This window comes from Pseudomonas sp. KB_15, from assembly GCF_052114525.1.
Classification (GTDB): Bacteria; Pseudomonadota; Gammaproteobacteria; order Pseudomonadales; family Pseudomonadaceae; genus Aquipseudomonas.
Genome location: NZ_JBFREX010000049.1, coordinates 15,001 through 33,467, shown reverse-complemented (window position 1 = coordinate 33,467; position 18,467 = coordinate 15,001). Strand labels below are relative to the sequence as shown.

16 protein-coding genes and 1 pseudogene are annotated in these 18,467 nt (G+C 61.5%); 13 read left to right on the top strand and 4 right to left on the bottom strand.

The window, feature by feature from the left end:
* The first annotated feature begins 563 nt into the window (after positions 1-563).
* Both AB4Z35_RS25805 and AB4Z35_RS25800 read left to right on the top strand, forming a co-directional pair.
* Positions 564-1,979, top strand: a complete 1,416-nt coding sequence (locus AB4Z35_RS25805; protein WP_442100167.1) for a purine-cytosine permease family protein — start codon at positions 564-566, stop codon at positions 1,977-1,979.
* A 125-nt stretch (positions 1,980-2,104) separates the two neighbouring features.
* Positions 2,105-3,145 (top strand): GGDEF domain-containing protein, encoded by a 1,041-nt coding sequence (locus AB4Z35_RS25800; RefSeq protein ID WP_442100165.1) that lies wholly within the window; start codon positions 2,105-2,107, stop codon positions 3,143-3,145.
* A gap of 24 nt (positions 3,146-3,169) precedes the next feature.
* On the opposite strand, the gene AB4Z35_RS25795 is transcribed toward AB4Z35_RS25800, so the two are convergent.
* From AB4Z35_RS25795 to AB4Z35_RS25780, 4 genes are all read right to left on the bottom strand, one after another.
* Positions 3,170-3,529 (bottom strand): cupin domain-containing protein, encoded by a 360-nt coding sequence (locus AB4Z35_RS25795; protein WP_442100163.1) that lies wholly within the window; start codon positions 3,527-3,529, stop codon positions 3,170-3,172.
* Between the two features lie 13 nt (positions 3,530-3,542).
* On the bottom strand, positions 3,543-4,940 hold the full coding sequence (locus tag AB4Z35_RS25790) for an NAD(P)/FAD-dependent oxidoreductase (RefSeq protein ID WP_442100161.1): 1,398 nt from the start codon (positions 4,938-4,940) through the stop codon (positions 3,543-3,545).
* Positions 4,941-5,010: 70 nt separating this feature from the next.
* A complete protein-coding gene (locus AB4Z35_RS25785; RefSeq protein WP_442100160.1) occupies positions 5,011-6,294 on the bottom strand; it encodes a nucleotide disphospho-sugar-binding domain-containing protein in 1,284 nt (427 codons plus the stop codon).
* 100 nt (positions 6,295-6,394) lie between these two features.
* Positions 6,395-7,327: a GntR family transcriptional regulator gene (locus AB4Z35_RS25780; RefSeq protein ID WP_442100158.1), complete on the bottom strand. Its 933-nt coding sequence runs from the start codon at positions 7,325-7,327 to the stop codon at positions 6,395-6,397.
* Positions 7,328-7,525: 198 nt separating this feature from the next.
* Here AB4Z35_RS25780 and AB4Z35_RS25775 point away from each other — a divergent pair, with 198 nt between their 5' ends.
* The 11 genes and pseudogenes from AB4Z35_RS25775 to AB4Z35_RS25725 all read left to right on the top strand — a co-directional run bounded on the left by AB4Z35_RS25775 (position 7,526) and on the right by AB4Z35_RS25725 (position 18,462).
* On the top strand, positions 7,526-8,581 hold the full coding sequence (locus AB4Z35_RS25775) for a polyamine ABC transporter substrate-binding protein (protein WP_442100156.1): 1,056 nt from the start codon (positions 7,526-7,528) through the stop codon (positions 8,579-8,581).
* An 82-nt stretch (positions 8,582-8,663) separates the two neighbouring features.
* The gene (locus tag AB4Z35_RS25770; protein ID WP_223533131.1) at positions 8,664-9,524 is read left to right on the top strand and encodes an ABC transporter permease; all 861 of its coding nucleotides are present in this window, start codon (positions 8,664-8,666) and stop codon (positions 9,522-9,524) included.
* Positions 9,521-10,327: an ABC transporter permease gene (locus AB4Z35_RS25765; RefSeq protein ID WP_007976115.1), complete on the top strand. Its 807-nt coding sequence runs from the start codon at positions 9,521-9,523 to the stop codon at positions 10,325-10,327. The genes AB4Z35_RS25770 and AB4Z35_RS25765 overlap by 4 nt, the downstream gene beginning before the upstream one ends.
* Positions 10,320-11,399 (top strand): ABC transporter ATP-binding protein, encoded by a 1,080-nt coding sequence (locus AB4Z35_RS25760; RefSeq protein WP_442100154.1) that lies wholly within the window; start codon positions 10,320-10,322, stop codon positions 11,397-11,399. The genes AB4Z35_RS25765 and AB4Z35_RS25760 overlap by 8 nt, the downstream gene beginning before the upstream one ends.
* 32 nt (positions 11,400-11,431) lie before the next feature.
* On the top strand, positions 11,432-12,715 hold the full coding sequence (locus tag AB4Z35_RS25755; RefSeq protein ID WP_442100152.1) for a nucleotide disphospho-sugar-binding domain-containing protein: 1,284 nt from the start codon (positions 11,432-11,434) through the stop codon (positions 12,713-12,715).
* On the top strand, positions 12,708-13,076 hold the full coding sequence (locus tag AB4Z35_RS25750) for a cupin domain-containing protein (protein ID WP_007999022.1): 369 nt from the start codon (positions 12,708-12,710) through the stop codon (positions 13,074-13,076). Before AB4Z35_RS25755 ends, AB4Z35_RS25750 begins: the two co-directional genes overlap by 8 nt.
* Positions 13,077-13,263: 187 nt before the next feature.
* Positions 13,264-13,608, top strand: coding sequence for a cupin domain-containing protein (locus AB4Z35_RS25745; protein ID WP_442100150.1), 345 nt, complete (start codon positions 13,264-13,266; stop codon positions 13,606-13,608).
* A 5-nt stretch (positions 13,609-13,613) separates the two neighbouring features.
* Positions 13,614-14,681 (top strand): aminoglycoside phosphotransferase family protein, encoded by a 1,068-nt coding sequence (locus tag AB4Z35_RS25740; RefSeq protein ID WP_442100148.1) that lies wholly within the window; start codon positions 13,614-13,616, stop codon positions 14,679-14,681.
* A complete protein-coding gene (locus AB4Z35_RS25735; RefSeq protein ID WP_442100146.1) occupies positions 14,668-16,176 on the top strand; it encodes an aldehyde dehydrogenase family protein in 1,509 nt (502 codons plus the stop codon). The genes AB4Z35_RS25740 and AB4Z35_RS25735 overlap by 14 nt, the downstream gene beginning before the upstream one ends.
* A 27-nt stretch (positions 16,177-16,203) precedes the next feature.
* Positions 16,204-16,689: pseudogene (locus tag AB4Z35_RS25730) on the top strand (NTP transferase domain-containing protein); the annotation flags it as partial.
* Positions 16,690-16,983: 294 nt separating this feature from the next.
* On the top strand, positions 16,984-18,462 hold the full coding sequence (locus AB4Z35_RS25725) for an aldehyde dehydrogenase family protein (protein WP_442100170.1): 1,479 nt from the start codon (positions 16,984-16,986) through the stop codon (positions 18,460-18,462).
* Positions 18,463-18,467: the final 5 nt, after the last annotated feature.

Genomic DNA, 18,467 nt, shown 5'->3' with positions numbered 1-18,467 from the left:
GAGCAGGCTCGCTCCCACAAAAGTACGGCGTACACAGGACCCYGTGGGAGCGAGCTTGCTCGCGATGAGGSCATCAGATCCAACATCTTCGTTGACTGATCCACCGCCATCGCGAGCAGGCTCRCTCCCACAAAAGTACGGCGTACACAGRACCCYGTGGGAGCGAGCTTGCTCGCGATGAGGCCATCAGATCCAACATCTTCGTTGACTGATCCACCGCCATCGCGAGCAAGCCCGCTCCCACAAAGTATGGCGCACACAGGACCCTGTGGGAGCGAGCTTGCTCGCGATGAGGCCATCAGATCCAACACCTTCGTTGACTGATCCACCGCCATCGCGAGCAGGCTCGCTCCTACAGGGATTTCGTCGTTCTGATTTTTATTGGATTTTCCTGCTGATAAATAGCCATTACTGCGCAATATTTTTTAAGGTTTAAAGGCACAAATTAACTAATTTTCCTCCCCGCGCTCTTTGTCCATGATCGCCTCCAACAAGAAATGCGCAGGTACGCCTTGCGCACACCGAAGTACGAACACGTACTCATCCTTGCCTTGGAGTTCGTCATGTCCACCACCGCTTCATCCGCCCCGCTCATCGAGAAACACACGATCGGGTACGTTCCCCCTGAGGATCGCCACGGAAAGGTCAAAGATCTGTTTACCCTGTGGTTCGGCGGCAACATCGCGCCGTTACCCATCGTCACCGGCGCGCTCGGCGTGCAGCTGTTTCACCTGAACCTGGTCTGGGGCATTGTCGCCATCATCGTTGGCCATCTGGTTGGCGGTGTGTTGATGGCGCTGCACTCGGCGCAAGGCCCGCAGATGGGCATTCCGCAGATGATCCAGAGTCGCGCCCAGTTCGGTTCGCTGGGTGCGCTGCTGGTGGTGGTGATTGCCGGCGTGATGTACATCGGTTTCTTCGCTTCCAACATCGTCCTGGCCGGCAAGTCGCTGCATGGTGTGGTCGAAAGTGTGCCGGTATCGGTCGGCATTGTCCTCGGCGGCCTCGGCTCCGGGATCATCGGCATCATTGGCTACCGCTTCATCCATGTGCTCAATCGCATCGGCACCTGGGTGCTGGGCCTCGGTATCGTGCTGGGTTTCGGCTACATCCTGACCCACGTGCAGACCGACGACTTCCTGACCCGCGGCAGTTTCAACATTTCCGGCTGGCTGGCCACGGTGTCGCTGGCGGCGCTCTGGCAAATCGCGTTCGCGCCGTACGTGTCCGATTACTCGCGCTACCTGCCGAAGGACGTCAAGGTCAGCTCGACCTTCTGGGCGACTTACCTCGGCTCGTCGCTGGGCTCGATCCTGTCCTTCGTGTTCGGCGCCGTTGCCGTATTGGCTACGCCCGTCGGCATGGACACCATGGATGCGGTGAAACTCGCGACCGGCGCCATCGGCCCGTTGATGCTGGTGCTGTTCCTGCTCAGCGTGATCAGCCACAACGCCCTGAACCTGTATGGCGCCGTGCTCTCGGTGATCACCTTGCTGCAAACCTTCGCCCACCGCTGGATTCCGACTGCTTCGAGCCGGGCGGTGCTGTCGCTGATCATCCTGGCCGGTTGCTGCGTAGCGGCTATCGGTGCTTCAGCGGATTTCATCGGGCATTTCGTCGACCTGGTGCTGGCCTTGCTGGTGGTGCTGGTGCCGTGGACCGCGATCAACCTCATCGACTTCTACGCCATCCACAAGGGCGACTACGACATCGCCTCGATCTTCCGCGTCGACGGCGGCATCTATGGCCGCTTCAATCCACAGGCGCTGCTGGCCTACGCCATTGGCATCGTGGTGCAGATCCCGTTCATGAACACGCCGATCTACACCGGCCCCGTGGCGGTGCATATCGACGGTGCGGACCTGTCGTGGCTGGTCGGTCTGTTGGTCACCACACCGCTGTACTACTGGCTGGCGAACCGTGATACGGCTTACCGTCGGCGCCAGAACATGGCCGGGTTGCTGCCAACCAACGGTTGATCGGGCATCCGGGGCCGGCGTATCGGGTTGAACGGTTGTGAGCGTCAGGGATGGCCGTTTTTCAGGCGTATGGTTATGCTCAGCACGTTTACCAATCGCCAAATAAAAACAACCACAGTGAAGCCATGAGCCAATCCGACACGCGTGCGACTGTTCTAGCGCTGTATCCAGAAGACTCCCGCGAGGCGGCGGCGTTGCTCAAGCAGGCAGTGCCGCTGATGGTTCGTCACAACATTCCGCCCAACCCGGTGCACTACGCGCTCTGGTACACCTACAGCAAAGGCCAGGAGCCGGAACTCAATCGGCACCTGGACCGGGTGGTGGCCGACTTCGACTGTTTCCCGCCGGAGTCGGCCACCCGGCTGTTTCGCGAGTACATCATCCGCGATGAGCTGGCGGATGCCCGCTCCGGGCAACAGGACGCGATCAACCTGGTCGACGACATGGAGCGCGATGTTTCGCGCAGCGTGAAAGGTAACCAGAACTTCCAGGCCAGCCTTGGCCAATACCTGCAAATGCTTGAAGAGCCGGCCAGCGAGCGCTTGCCAAGCATCCTGATCCAGCTGCAACAGAGCACCCGGCTGATGCAGGGGCAGCAGGAGCACTTTCTCGCCCAGTTGCAATCGGCACAGCATGAAATCAAAAGCCTGCGCGACAAACTGGAGCGTGCCCAACTGGCCGCGACCCTCGATGGCCTGACCGAATTGCTCAACCGCACCACCTTCAACCACAAGCTTGAACAGGCAATGAGCAACGCGGCGACCGGCGTGGCGTTGGTGATGCTGGATATCGACCACTTCAAACAATTCAACGACCAGTACGGCCACCCCTTGGGCGACCGCGTGCTGCAGCATGTCGCCCAGGTGTTGCGTGACTCGCTGCCCGCCGAGGCCTTTGCGGCGCGTTACGGCGGTGAGGAGTTCTGTGTCGTGCTCAAGGATTGCCCGGATCTGGCCGCTGCGGGCGCTTTTGCCGAGCGGTTGCGTCTGAAAATCCAGTCGCTGCGGGTCAAGGCCCGAGGCACCGACACCGTGCTGGACACCATCACCGCTTCGTTCGGCATGGCCCATGCTCAACCCGGAGACACCCCGGAGAGCCTGCTGACCCGTGCCGATGACGCGCTGTACCAGGCCAAGCGCAACGGGCGCAATCAGGTACATCAGTAGCCTGACGTCCCCGTCACTACCGGGTTATCCGAGAATGAAATACACCTTGCGCACTGGCGTGAGGTTTTCCCACGTGCCGTTGAATCCACTGGCTACGACGAAAGAGTCTCCCGGCCCGAACGTTCGACTGGTTCCGTCGGCATCGGTCAGTCGCACTGTGCCTTCCAGAATGTGGCAAAGCTCATCGTAATCACACTGGCAACGTTCCCGGTGCGGGCCAGCCTCCCAGATGCCGGCCACGGCGTTTTTCTCCGGCGCCACAAAGTGCCGCCAACTCTTGCTGCGATAAGGCGCGTCGACCACGGCCGGGTCGTTGATTTCAGTTTCACGGGGTGCAAGGTCGCGGGCGAAGTCGATGACGTGCCGGGGCAAGGCTGTGGGCATGGTGGTCTCCGGATCAGGAATCGAAACCGATGCCAAAGGCATCGAAGGTCTTGAGCAGCAGGTCGCGGTGCCCGTCGCGGTCTTCCCGCGCCAAAGAACGCTGGGCCAGTTTCACGCCGACATAACGCAACGGTTCGGGCGGAAAACGAAACGGTGCCTTGGAAGTCATCAGCAACTCGGTGCGTTCGGTGCGCTCGCCGGCCAACAGATCGAGCATGTTCAGCGCGGCAAAGCGACTGGCCGATACTCCTTGCCCGGTGAAGCCCAAGGCATAGGCAACGCGGCCCTGATGTTCGCAACCGGTGAACATCGTGGTGCGTGCCGAGGTGTCGATGATGCCGCCCCAGGCGTGACTGAAACGCACATTGCCCAGGGCCGGGAAAGTCTGGTGGAACTGCTCGGCCAGGCGTTGAAAGCTTTGCGGACGCTGGGTCAGGGCTTCGTCACGGCGCCCGCCGAAATGGTAGATGGCATCAAAGCCGGCCCAGAGAATGCGGTTGTCGGCGGTCTTGCGCAGGTAGTGGAACTGATTGCCGGAATCGGCTATGCCGTAGCGTCCGGTCCAGCCTATGGCCGCCAGTTGCTCATTGCTCAGCGGCTCGCTGACCAGGCTGTAGTCGTAGACCGGAATCACGCTCGACTTCAGGTGCCCGAGCAACGGCGGGGCGATGTTGGTGGCGAGGGCGATTTTCCCGGCGATCACTTCGCCGTTGGCTGTGCGCAGTAGCAAGCTGTCTTTGTCCGCATCCAGTTGCAAGACAGGGCTGTTCTCGAACAGTTGAACCCCTTGCTCCAGGCAGACGCGACGCAGCTCGGCGGCCATTTTTGCCGGGTTGAGCAGGGCGTAGTTGGGTTCGAACAGGCCCGCCACGTACGCCGGGGAGTCGAGTTTCCGGGCCAGGCCTCTGCCTTCCAGCCACTCGCAGTCAATGCCGAAGCGGGCGTAGTTACGCTGCATTGAACGCAAGCCGTCGACCTGCCACGGTTGGCTGGCCACGTTAAGTTTGCCCTGGCGTTCGAATTCGACGTGCATGCCGAAGCGCTGCAGGTCGGCGGCCAACTCATCGAGGTTCTGCCGGCCCAGTCGGATCAGTTGCTCTGCTTCTTCAGGCCAGCGCTTGAGGGCGTTGGAGACTCCATGGGAAATGCTTGGTGCACAGAACCCGCCATTGCGTCCGCTGGCTTCACCACCGCAGCGCCGCGCCTCGATGATCGCGATACTCAAACCCGGTTGGCGCTGGCGAGCCAGCAGGGCCGTCCACAATCCGGTGAACCCGCCGCCGACCACGGCCAGGTCGCATTGCACTGTTCCGGCTACGGACGGTGCGGCGGATGGCGGGGTGACGGTGTCCTGCCAAAAGGGATGGGGCAGGACGTTGCCTGGCGAATCGAGACGCGATGGGGCATTCATGCTGAAACTCCGGCAGTGTGTCGGGCAGCGACGATTGCGTTCGGTTGCCCGACGGTTTTTGTTGTTATGGCTAGAGATCGGGTAGAGCGAGAATCGCGCGTGCGGCAATGTCGGTGCCGCGGGTCGCCTGCATGCGCTCGCTGAACGATTTGAGGCGTTGTTTCATCGGTTGATCGGCCAGCAACTGTTCGAGGGCGGCGGGCAGGTCGGTTAGTGGATCGGCGAAGCGCGGCAGGTAACGGCCGACGCCGACTTCCTCGGCCCGTGCGGCATTGTCGTGGCCGTCCCAGCAATACGGAATGATCAGCGACGGCAAACCGAAGTACAGCGCCTCGCAGAAGCTGTTGTTGCCGCCGTGATGGATGAACACATCGCATTCCTTGAGCACTGCCGGCTGGGCAAACCAGCTGTCGAGGTACACGTTGTCCGGCACGGTGGTGTACATGTCGCGGTAGGCGCCGACGTTGACCAGGAAGCGATAGGGCAAGGTTTCGATCGTGCTGATCAGGCGCTTCATCATCCCGGTGTCGGCGGCGCCAAGGCTGCCGAAACTGAGGTAGATCAGCGGTGCGTCGTTGTGCCGTGGGAAGTCCGGGACGATGTACGGCGCTTCCCGCCGTACACAGCCATCGAGGTAGACGTAGCGCTGCGGATCGAGCGGCTGCCGGCGTTCATAACGCACAGGCGTCGGCGACAGCAGCAGGTTGAGCCAGGGTGAATCGGTGAGGAACTGCCCCGCAGGACAGGGCGCCGTATGGTTGCCGAGGAGAAATTGCGAAAAGCGTTCATGGGCCGGTGCGACAGCCTTCAGGTACTGCCCGGAGTAACGCTCGCAGGCCTCGGTGTCACTCGCCAGACACCCGGACAGGTACGGCGGAACAGCGGCATCCGGCAGTTCGGTCTCGGCGCAGGACACCACCCGCACCCACGGGCAGCCGGCGTTGGCGATGGCCGGGAACATCACCACGTTGTCGAGCACGATCACGTCGGGCTTGAGGCGGCCGAGCAGCTGCTGCAAGGGTTTTTCCGCTTCGATGGCGGTGTCGATGATGGCTTCCCAGGCGGGCGCCACGTAGCTGTCGATCTGCGCCAGCGGGGTCTGGTCGAAGTAGGGAATGCTGCGCTCGATGAAGCGTTCCCAGTAGTGCTGGTGTTCCGCCGCCGACAACGGGCTCACTTGCGGAATCGGGTACTCGTCGAATCCATATTCGGCGAACAGCCCCTGGAAATGCTCATGGCAGATGAACACCGGTTTGGCGCCCAGCTCACGCAACGACTGAGCGATACCAATGCAGTTCAAGGCCGCGCCGAAACTGGCTTCCGGAAACAGGGCGATCAGTTTTTGTTTTTGCATGGCGAGGGACTGTCCATGGCGGGTCAGACCCGCCGCTCCTGAAGGTGTTTTTGATGCTGTCTTATTTTCAAAAAAAAATCATCATGTTTTTGCGGGGCGCTTAACGACGCCCAAACAGATGGCTTTGCGGGATGCCACGGTTGGCGGTTTGCGGGCGCTGCGCGGCGCTCAGGCGCAGGTGCAGGCGCAGCAGGTCGGCGGCGATCTCCATCTGTCCGCGTTCGATCTGCGCGATGATTTGCAGGTGTTCGCGCAGGGCTTCTTGCAGGCGGTGCACGCTGACCGATGGCAGCAGGTTCGGCAGGCGGCGCAGGCCTTGATGCTGGAGCAGGGCGTCGCTGATGAAGCGGTTGCCGCAACTCTGGGCCAGCAATTCGTGGAAGCTGATGTCCAGTTCGCGAAACTGTTGGATATCGAAGTCTTCCACGGGGCGGGCGAGCAGGGTTTGCATGGCGCTACGCAACAGCGCCAGGCGCTGCGGGTCGGCGTTGAAGCTCGGGCTGAGCAAGGCTTCGGGCTCGAGGATCAAGCGGAATTTCAGGCTTTCTTCGAGGGCGGCCAGGCTGTTCAGCGACGGGCGAAACAGCCAGGACTGGCCGGGGCCGCGCTCGATGGCCTGGCTTTCGCTCAATTGCTGCAGGGCTTTTTGCGCCGCAGGCCGGCCGATGTCGTAGCGGCGCATCAGTTCGCTGATGCTGATGCTGTCGCCCAGACGCCCGGCCATGCGGTCGCGCAGTACCGAAGCGGCCAGCTCTTCTTCCTCGGCCTGGGGCAGGGCGGCGTTGAACGCCTGGCCCGACGGCGAGGCCAGCAATCGGTAGCCCTTGCCGGCTTCATGGCTCAGCAGGTTTTCTTCCAGCAGCACTTTCAGCGCGCCGCGAATCAGCGTGCGCGACACCTGGAAGGTGCGGGCCAGGGCTTGTTCAGCCACCGGGTCGCCGGCCACCAGTCCGCTTTCCTGGGTGTGATCGAGGATGCGGCGGGCCAGTTCCAGGTGATTGGTGCGCGGTTTTTTTTCGGCTGTCGTGCTCAAGCGTCTTTTCTCGTGGTGATCCGCTGTCGGACTCAGTTGCCCATCTTATGTCATGCGCTGGCCAGTCGTCAGGCCGGAAAAAAGCGTTGACATCTTTTGATACTGGTCCTAATTTCTAAAAAAAAACACCAGCAATCGTTTCTCGTTTTGCCGTACTGCCTTCGAACACAACAATAAACAATCGTCGGGTGAGTATTTATGAGCAAGCTGAATGATCTTCTGTGCGCGGGATTGGCCGTTTCCCTGGCGATCGCTTCACAGGCTGCAAGTGCGAAAGACATGGTGATTTCCATCTGGGACGGCTACATGGCCCCGGATGCACTGGAGAAGTTCAAGGCTGCCAGCGGTGTGGACGTCGACAAGGCGCTGCACGCCACCAACGAAGAAATAATGGGCAAGTTGATGGCGTCCGGCGGTGAAGGCTATGACCTAGTGTTCGTCTCCTCGCCCTTCGCCGAAGTCCTGCACAAACAGGGGCTGCTGGCGGACATCGATCCGGTCAAAGTCCCCAATCTGAAAAACCTCTACCCCGAAGCCACCCACCTGGAATATGACCAGGGCAACCAGTTTTCCGTGCCTTATACATGGGGCACCACGGGCATCTGCTATCGCTCCGACAAGGTGACGCCGGCGCCGCAGAGCTGGAGCGAGCTGCTTAATCCAAGCGATGCCCTCAAAGGCAAAGTGACGATGCTGGCCACCGACCGCTGGATGCTCGGTGCCGGTTTCCTCGCCAAGGGCTGGTCGGTCAACGATAGTGACCCGGCACAGATCGCCGCGGTTCGCGACCAGTTGATCGCCACCAAAAAACGCATTCTCTCCTTCGACGACACCACGTTCTATTCCAAGCTGGCCTCCGGCGAATCGCTGATGGCCCACGCTTGGGACGGCTGGTGCAACTACGGCACGCAAGCCAACGCGGCGATCAAGTTCGTGGTGCCCAAGGAAGGTTCCGACCTATGGGTGGACACCATGGTGGTGCTCAAAAGTTCGAAGCACCAGGACGAAGCCTTCAAGTTCATCAACTTCATGCTGGCCCGGGAAAACCATGCCTGGGTCGCCGAAAACATCCTCTACAAAGTCCCCAACCAGGCTGCAATGGCCGGGTTGTCCGCGGACCTGCTCAAGCAATACCCCAACCTGACCATCGCCCCCGCCGAGCTGCTGAAAATGGAGCAATTGCGCGATCTGGGCGGCACCACGCAAAAGGCCTACACCCGCGCCGTCACCGAAATCATGGCGGCGCAGAACTAACGCCACGTCGATCCGAGGCATGCCCGGCATGCCTCGCCACGCTCGCAAGCCGCCTCTGTCCTGAGGCGGGAGGATAGGGTTAATGAGTGCTTTGCATGCTGACAGGCGTCTGTCGGCCTGGCTTCTTGCGCCCGGCTTTGGCTGGCTGCTGATGTTCCTGGTGATTCCGTGCCTGCTGGTGCTGGTCTACAGCTTCGTCGAACGCGGTGCGTATGGTGGCATCGACTGGTTGTTCACCTGGGAAAACTATCAGCGCGCGTTCGATCCGCTGTACCTGGGCATCCTGCTCAAGTCGGCGAAAATCGCCGGGCTGGCCACAGTGTTTGCGGTGTTGATCGGCTACCCGGCGGCCTATGCGATTGCCCGGGCGCCACGGCGGCGCCAGGCGGTGTATCTGTTTCTGGTTATGCTGCCGTTCTGGAGCAACTACCTGATTCGCACCTACGCCTGGATCGTCTTGCTCAACCGCGAAGGCCTGATCAATCGCCTGCTGCAACTGTTCGGTTATAGCGGCGAACCCATCAGCCTGCTGTACACCGAAGCCTCGGTGGTACTGGGGCTGGTCTACAACTACATCCCCTTTGTGATCCTGGCGATTTTCTCTTCGCTGTCGCGGATCAACAACGAACTGTGGGACGCCTCGAAAGACCTCGGCGCCTCGGGCTGGATGACCTTCCGCCGGATCATTCTGCCGTTGAGCGTGCCGGGTATCGCCGCCGGAGCGGTGTTTGTCTTCGTGCTGAGCATCGGCAACTTCATCACCGCCGACCTGCTGGGCGGCAAGCAGGTGCAGATGGTTGGCAACCTGATCTATTCGCAATTCCTCACGGCGCGGGACTGGCCGTTCGGTGCGGCGCTGAGCTTCTTCCTGATCGCGATCATGTTGATCCTGTTGTTCATCCAGGCCCTGGTGGCCCGTCGTGCAGAAGGGGCGCGCTCATGAGTCAGCCACGTTCTGTCAGCGCCACCGTGCTGGGTTCGCACCTGGGCCTGGTGTACGCCTTCCTTTATATACCGATCCTGGTGCTGATCCTGCTGTCGTTCAACAAGTCCGGGTTGCCCACGGCGTGGGGCGGCGTGTCGTTGAAGTGGTACGCGGCACTGGCGCACAACACGGCGATCCTGTCGGCGGCGCTCAACACCTTGATCGTTGCCTTGTCGGCCACCTTCATTGCCTGCGTGCTCGGTACGTTCCTCGCGCTGGGCATCGAGTTGCGCCGCAAGGGCAATGACAAGGGGCAGGTGGTCGACACCTTGTTGATGGCGCCGATGATCATTCCCGACATCGTCCTGGCGATTGCGCTGCTGAGTTTTTTCAACCTGCTCAAGGTTGGCCTGGGCCTGCACTCGATCATCATCAGCCACGCGGTGTTCAACATTGCCTTCGTCTGCGCGGTGGTGCGCACGCGGCTCAAGCACTTCGACTATTCGATCCTCGAAGCCTCGATCGACCTCGGCGCGAGCTGGTTCACCACGTTCCGCCGGGTGCTGTTGCCGGTGATTTTTCCCGGTGTACTGGCTGGTGGATTGCTCTCGTTCACCCTGTCGGTGGACGAATTCATCATTGCCTTTTTCAACTCCGGCTCCGGCCAGGCTTCGACCACGTTGCCCATGCAGATCTACGCCATGATCCGCTTTGGCGTCACTCCGGAAATCAACGCTCTGGCGACGCTGGTGATGCTGGTCAGCATCACCGCGCTGCTGGCTTCGCAGCGTCTCAACAAGGCTCCTCGCACCCATGAATAATTCATCTGCGGTACTGATCCTGGATAAGGTCAGCAAGTCTTATGGCAACGGTCTGGCGGTCAACGAGGTGTCGCTGAGCATCCGCGAGAACGAGTTCTTCGCGCTGCTCGGGCCGTCCGGCTGCGGCAAGACCACGCTGTTGCGCATGCTCGCCGGGTTCGAGACGCCCAGTGGTGGCTGTATCTACCTGGACGGCAATGACATCTCGCCGTTGCCGGCCAACAAGCGTCCGCTGAACCTGATGTTCCAGTCCTATGCGCTGTTTCCCAACATGACCGTGCGCAAGAACATCGCCTACGGCCTGGAAATGGAACGCCTGCCGGAAACGGAAATCCGTCGTCGGGTCGATGAAGTGCTGAGTACTGCGCAGCTCGGTGAACTGGCTGAGCGCAAGCCCGATCAACTCTCCGGCGGCCAGCGTCAGCGCGTGGCGCTGGCCCGGGCATTGGTMAAGCGCCCGCGGGTATTGCTGCTTGACGAGCCCTTGGGCGCCCTCGACAAAAAGCTCCGGGAAAAGATGCAACTGGAACTCAAGCGCCTGCAACACGAGAGCGGCATCACCTTCATCATCGTCACCCACGACCAGGAAGAAGCGCTGGTAATGTCCGACCGCATGGCGGTGCTCGACGGCGGCAAGGTGTGCCAGTGCGGCAGTCCGACCGAACTCTACGAAAACCCCAACAGCCGTTTTGTCGCCAACTTCATCGGCGTCAGCAACCTGCTCGAAGGCGTGCGCTCGGGCCAGCACTCGGTGCGCGTGAATGGCCAGGAGTTGAGCGTGGAAACCGACGCACCGCTGGTGTCCGGCCAGTCCGTCGCCGTGGTGGTGCGCCCCGAGCGCCTGCAAGTGCTGACGGAGCAGGGCAGGATTTGCCCCAATCAGGTCAGCGGAAAAATCGTCGAAGTCGCCTACCACGGCCTCGACACCAACCTGCACGTGCAGACAGCCCTCAGCGATAAACCGCTGATCGTGCGCGTGCCGACTTCACAGTTTGAATTCGCCCATTTTGCAATCGACACGACCATCCGGCTGGGCTGGCAAGCCCGGCATGCCCGCGTATTGACACGCTGAACAATAAAAAGACCAGGCAGGAGCAGCACTCGATGAAACAGAAAGTGATCGCATTCTTTCCGGAAGCCGCCTACGGCCCGGCGCTGAACTCAGTGGGTATCGCCCAGGCGTGTGAAGCCCTGGGTCATAAAGCGGTGTTCCTCACCGACCCGGGCATGAGCGGTGTGTACGCCGGTTATGGTTTTGAAGAACACATGGTGAACATGTCGGCGCCGATGCCGGCCGAAGAGATGGCCCGTTACTGGGTCGACTTCATCAACGGGCACATCCCGAACTTCCGCAAGTCGCCACTGGATCAGATCGACAACTACGTCAAGGAATGCTGGGCGGCCATTGTCGAAACCGCCAAGTGGGCGCAAAAGGACCTGCCGGCGGTGCTGGACAAGGTCAAGCCCGACCTGATCTGCGTCGACAACGTGATCCTGTTCCCGGCGATCAAGCAATACGGCAAGCCGTGGGTGCGGATCATTTCCTGCTCGGAAAACGAGATCGAAGACCCGGATATCCCGCCACACCTGTCGGGCATGAGCATCGACGACAAGGCGGGCCACGCGCAATTCCGCCAGCGCTTCGAAGAAGTGGTCGGGCCGATCCATGAGGACTTCAACCAGTTCCTGCAGGCCCACGGTGAGGAGCCCTATCCGTTGGGGACGTTCTTTGAAGCGTCGCCGTTCATGAACCTGTTGCTGTACCCGGACGCGGTCAAGTTCGACCGGCGCCATCCGCTGCCGGCCGAGCGCTTCCATTACCTGCAAGGCTGCGTGCGCCACGACACGCCTTACGAGATTCCGCAGTTCCGCGCGAACAACGACAAGCCGCTGCTGTACGCCAGCTTCGGCAGCCTCGGTTCCGGCGATGTCGAGTTGCTCAAGCGCCTGATCGATGCGGTGGGCAAGCTGCCTTACCGGGCGCTGTTCAACGTCGGCGAGCACCTCGACGAATACACCGATCTGCCGGACAACGTGCAGATTTCCAACTGGTTCCCGCAGCCGTCGGTGATTGCCCAGGTCGATGCGGTGATCCACCACGGCGGCAACAACAGCTTCACCGAGTGCCTGTTCTTCGGCAAACCGGCCATCGTCATGTCCTACGTCTGGGACGGTCACGACAACGCCATGCGCGCCGAAGAAAGCGGTCACGGCTTCAAGCTCGACCGTTACGAATGGAGCGAAGAACAGCTCGCGGAAAAACTCCACGCCTGCCTCAACGATGAGGCGATGCGCCAACGCTTGCAGCGCACCAGCGCGCAGATGCAATCACGCAAAGGGCCGCAAGACGCGGCCGCGATTCTCGACAAGGTGCTTAACCATGCCTGACTCATCCACCACGGCGGGTATCACGCCGTACCTCGAAGCCGTCAGCAGCCGCACCGATCTGGTGGATTGGGGCGTGCAGAGCGACGCCGTCGAAGGCGTCTCGCATTCCAGCGGCCGTCTGCTGTTCAAAGGCCCGAACAACAGTCCGGAAAGCGGATTGTGGGTCTGTACCCCCGGTCGCTGGCGGCTGTCGATTCCCCGGGACGAGTTGTGCCACTTCATCGCGGGTCACGCCACTTACCGTAACGACAACGGTGAAGTGATTGAAGTGCGCCCCAACACCCTGGTGCTGTTCCCGGCCGGCTGGACGGGCGAATGCGACGTCCGGGAAACCCTGCGCAACGTGTACATGCTGGCTTGAGCCTGAACCTGAACGGTTAAAAGGCGAAACCTGTGGGAGCGAGCTTGCTCGCGATGGCGCAATAACATTCAGCATCAATGTTGACTGACCCGTCGCTATCGCGAGCAAGCTCGCTCCCACAAGGATCGCGGTGTTCCAAGCCTTATCTGATCGGCATTGGGCCAACTGATTTTTTTGGAGAAGATAAATGGCTACCCCGTTTCTGTACGACCCGCTGAGCATCACCGACGTCAAGGATTGGGGCGTGATCCCGACCATGCTCGAGGGTGAATCCCGTGTTTCCGGCGTGGTGCTGCACAAAGGCCCCGAAGGCCAGTCCGAATGCGGCATCTGGATCTGCACCCCGGGCAAGTGGTTTTGCCATGTCACCAGTGACGAGTTCTGCCACTTCCTCGAAGGCCGCTGCACGTACGTCCACGAGTCCGGCGAAGTGATCGAGATCAAGCCAGACACCGCCGCCTTCTTCGGCAAGGACTGGAAGGGTGTGTGCACCGTCCACGAGACCATCAAAAAGGTCTACATGATCCGGTGATCGCCATGACAGATGCACTGGCGTCATTGCCAACCCGTGAGAACCAGCGCGCAGCCTTTATGGCGCGTGCCGGTTTTGCCGAGGCAGTGCTGGTTGCCTTGCCGGCAGATGCTTCGACCCGGCGTTACTTCCGTCTGGACGGCGCCGGCCTGTTGCTGATGGATTCGCCGCCCCATAGCGAACCCATCGGCCCGTTTGTGCGGATCGCCCGGCAGCTGCAAAGGCTGGGCCTGTCTGCGCCGGCCTTGCTGCAAGTGGATGAAGAGGCGGGGTTGGCGCTGATCGAGGATTTCGGTCACGACACCTACACCCGGTTGCTGGCGGCCGGGCATCCGGAGTCGCAGCTGTATCACCTGGCAGTCGATACGCTGGTGGCGTTGCATCGTGCAGCGCCAGCCGCGGAGCTGGCGCCTTACGACGAGCAGCGACTGGCGGACGAGTACAGGTTGTTTATCGACTGGTACGTGCCTTTGCTTGTCGGCAAAGAGACGGCGCAGGCCCTGCGCGACGAGTATCTGGCGTTGTTTGCCGACGCCTGCCGCGATGTCGCGAAACGCCGCGAGGCCCTCGTGCTGCGCGACTTCCATGTCGACAACCTGATGCTGCTGCAAGGGCGCAAAGGCGTCGCGACCTGTGGCTTGCTGGATTTTCAGGACGCCCTGGTCGGGGCGGCGGCCTATGACTTGATGTCGCTGCTCGAAGACGCCCGGCGCGATGTGCCCGAGGCGTTGCGGGTGGCACTGATCAAACATTACCTGTTGCAGCGCCCGGAGCTCGATGCGCGGCGTTTTCTCGAAGATTACCGGTGCCTGTCGGCCCAGCGTCACGCCAAGGTGCTGGGGATTTTTGTGCGCCTGGCCGGCCGTGACGGCAAGCACGGATACCTGGCGCATCTGCCGCGCACCCTTGGTTTGTTTGTTCGGGCGCTGGACGCCGAGGCCTTTGCGCCCCTGCGTGAATGGCTCGACCGGCATGTGCCGGGCTGGCGCGATGAGTTGCCCGTCGAGACCCTGGCGACATTGCGTGAAACCCCTTATCGATTGGTTCAAGGATCATCCCATGGCCACGTTTAACAGCGATTCTGCCTTGCGTTTCATCAATCCCGAGTTCCTGCCGCTGAGCGATGGCCGCGTGCGCCAGGTGCTCGACCCTGCGACTCTGCAACCGGTCGGGCAGGTTGGTTTGTGTGGCGAAGCAGACGTACAAGCCGCCATCGATGCCGCCACCGCCGCGCAAAAACAGTGGCGCGTGATCGATGCGAAAAGCCGCGCCGCGCGCCTGCATCAACTGGCCAATGCCATAGAGCAGAACGTGGCTTGCAACCGCGAAGTCGCACGCCTGATGACCCTGGAAATGGGCAAGCCGTTTCCCGAGGCCATGGGCGAGTTGGCCAACTGTGCGCCGATCTTTCGCTACTACGCGGAAATGGCCCGGGACGATGCCGGCAAGGTCGCCGGCACCACGCAGATCGGCTCCTTCCAGCATGTGCGTTATGAGCCGTATGGCGTCAGCGTGCACATCATGCCGTTCAACTTTCCGATCCTGTTGATGTGCTGGACGGTCGCTGCGTCGCTGGCGGCGGGCAACGCCTGCATCATCAAACCGGCGGAAGCCACGACCCTGTGCACCCTCAAGTTCATGGAGCATTTCACCGCGTTATTGCCGGGACTGGTGTCTTGTGTGCCGGGTGATGCTGTGACCGCGCAGTTACTGGTGCAGTCGGCGCAAACCCACGCCGTGGCCTTCACCGGCAGTGTCGCGGCGGGCAAAGCCGTGGCCGTGGCCTGCGCCGAACGGATGAAGCCTTGCGTCATCGAGGCCGGTGGCAGCGATCCATTGATCATCTCCAGACATGCACCGCTGGATGTCGCGGCGGCGGGTGCCGTGACGGCTGCATTCCATCTCAGCGGGCAGATCTGCACGTCGGCCGAGCGCTTCTATGTCGTTGACGAGATCCATGACGAATTTGTCGCGAAGTTCGCCGAGCGTACCCGGGCCTTGCGCATTGGCCATGGCCTGGAGCGCTCGGAGATCGGGCCGATGGTCAGCGAAGCAGCGCGCAATAAGGTCATGCGCCTGGTCGATGACGCCGTCGCCAAGGGGGCGAAAGTGGTCTGTGGCGGGCGGATTCCACCCGGGCACAGCGTGGGTTGGTTCTATGAGCCGACCATCCTCACCGGGGTGACTGGCGACATGGCCATACTTCAGGAAGAGTGCTTCGGCCCGGTGGCGGCGATCTGTCGTGTCAGCGATTTCGACGAGGCGGTGCGGCTGGCCAATGATTCGCCGTTCGGCCTTGGCGCCTCACTGTTTTCCACGGACCTGGCCGAAGCCATGGAAGCCGCCGAGCGTCTGGAGGCGGGGATGGTCTGGGTCAACAATCCATTGATCGACAACGATGCACTGCCGTTCGGCGGCTGGAAGATGTCAGGCCTTGGGCGCGAACTCGGGCGTCAGGGGCTGGAAGCGTTCCGTCGCTCGAAAATGGTCATCATCGATCATCAGCCGAAGATTCAGGACTGGTGGTACCCGTATGCCGACGACGTGTTCTTTCGCGATCCGGCCTGAAGCCAGGATGCACACAGGAGGATCGCGATGAGCGACAACTTTGGCTGGCCGACGCTGGCGGTGATTCTGGCGGCCGGGCAGGGCACGCGGATGCGTTCGCCGCTGCCCAAGGTCTTGCATCCGGTGGGCAATCGGCCGCTGCTCGGCCACGTGCTGGCGGCGGTGGAGGCGGCGGGTATCGAGCAACAGGCGGTGGTGGTGGGCGCTGGCGGCGGGCAGGTGGCCGGGTACCTGCAACAGGTCGCACCGACGGCGCAGGTCTTTACCCAACACGAACAACTGGGCACGGCCCACGCGGTGCTCGCGGCCCGACCGGTATTGCAGGCGCACGAACAGCAACAGGGCTGTGTGTTGGTGCTGTTTGGCGACTCACCCTTGATTACCCCGCAGACCCTGACCCGTTTACGCAGGGCATTGATCGATGGAGCGGCCGTGGCGGTGGCGGGTTTCCACACCCAACGACCGGGGCCATACGGGCGGTTGCTGGTGGAGCAGGGGCGTTTGCGCGCAATCCGCGAAGCCAAAGATGCAAGCCCGCAGGAGCTGGACATCAACTTCTGCAACGGCGGTGTCATGGGCCTGCGCGCTGATACCTGCCTGTGGCTGCTGGAGCGTATAGGCAACCGGAACGCCCAGGGTGAGTTCTACCTCACCGATGCGGTGGCGGTGGCCAACGAGGCGGGGCTGGCGGTCACTGCCGTGGAAGTGGATGAAATCGACGTACTCGGAGTCAATGACCGCGAGCAATTGCAGGTCGCCGAACAGCTGTACCAACAGCGTCGACACCGGCGGATCAAGGAGTGTCCCATGGGTGACTATCAGCGGTTGTACATCGGCGGTGAATGGGTCGCCCCGGTTCAGCGCGGTGTTTTCGACACGCTCGATCCGAGTGACGAGTCGGTTCTGGCGCGGGTCGCTTCTGCCACGTTCGAGGACGTCGACCGGGCGGTTGCGGCCGCGCGTTCGGCGTTTGATGAAGGGGACTGGCCGCGCTGGTCCGGCGCACAACGGGCCGAGGTCTTGCGCCGGATCGCCGAGGGTATCCGCAACCGTCAGGATGAGCTGGCGGCCATCGAAGTGCGCGACAACGGTAAGCCGTTGCCGGAAGCATTGTGGGACATCGCCGACATCGCCGGTTGCTTCGACTTCTATGCCGGACTCGCCGAGCAGTCGGATCAACAGAGTGAACAGACGATCGATGTGCCGGATGCGCGATTCACGTCATCGGTGATCAAGGAACCGCTCGGTGTGGTTGCAGCGATCATCCCGTGGAACTTCCCGATGCTGATGGCCTCCTGGAAAGTCGCCCCGGCGCTGGCGGCAGGTTGCACCGTAGTGCTCAAACCTTCCGAACTGACGCCGTTGACTGCTCTCGAACTGGCGGGCATTGCCGACAAGGCAGGATTGCCGGCCGGGGTGCTGAACGTGATCACTGGCCTGGGGCGCGAGGCGGGAGCGCCGCTGGCCAAACACCCGTATGTCGACAAAGTCGCCTTCACCGGGAGTGTGCCGACCGGGCGCAAGATCATGCAGGCGGCTGCGAACGATATCAAAAACATCAGCCTGGAACTGGGCGGYAAATCACCCTTTGTGATCTTTGCCGACAGCGACATTGAAGCCGCCGTGGAGTGGATTCTGTTCGGGATCTTCTGGAACCAGGGCCAGGTCTGCTCAGCCACTTCGCGGGTGCTGGTGGAGCGCGCGTTGTACCCGACACTGCTGGAGCGCCTGATTACCGCTACCGAGCAGATTCAGATTGGCCAGGGCTTCGAGGACGGGGTGAAGCTCGGGCCGCTGGTCAGCCAGGGGCAACTGGACAAGGTACTGGCGGCGATTACAGCGGGTCAGCAAGAGGGGGCGCGGCTGGTTTCGGGCGGTGTGCGACCGGATTATCCGGAAAAGGGTTATTACCTGACGCCAGCGATTTTCGCGGATGTTCCCGAAGACAGTTCGGTATGGCGTGAGGAAATTTTCGGCCCGGTGGTGTGCTTGCGCGCATTCGACACGGAAGCCGAAGCGGTCAGACTGGCCAATGACTCGCCGTTCGGGTTGGCGGCGGCCGTCATGTCTCGGGATATCCCGCGCTGCGAACGGGTCGCTCGCGGTTTTCGCGCAGGCATCGTGTGGGTCAACTGCTCGCAACCAACCTTCGTCGAGGCACCCTGGGGCGGTTACAAGCAGAGCGGCATTGGTCGCGAACTGGGCGAGTGGGGCTACAACAACTACCTGGAAACCAAGCAGATCACCCGCTACAACGGCGAACCCTGGGGGTGGTATCTGAAGTGAATTGA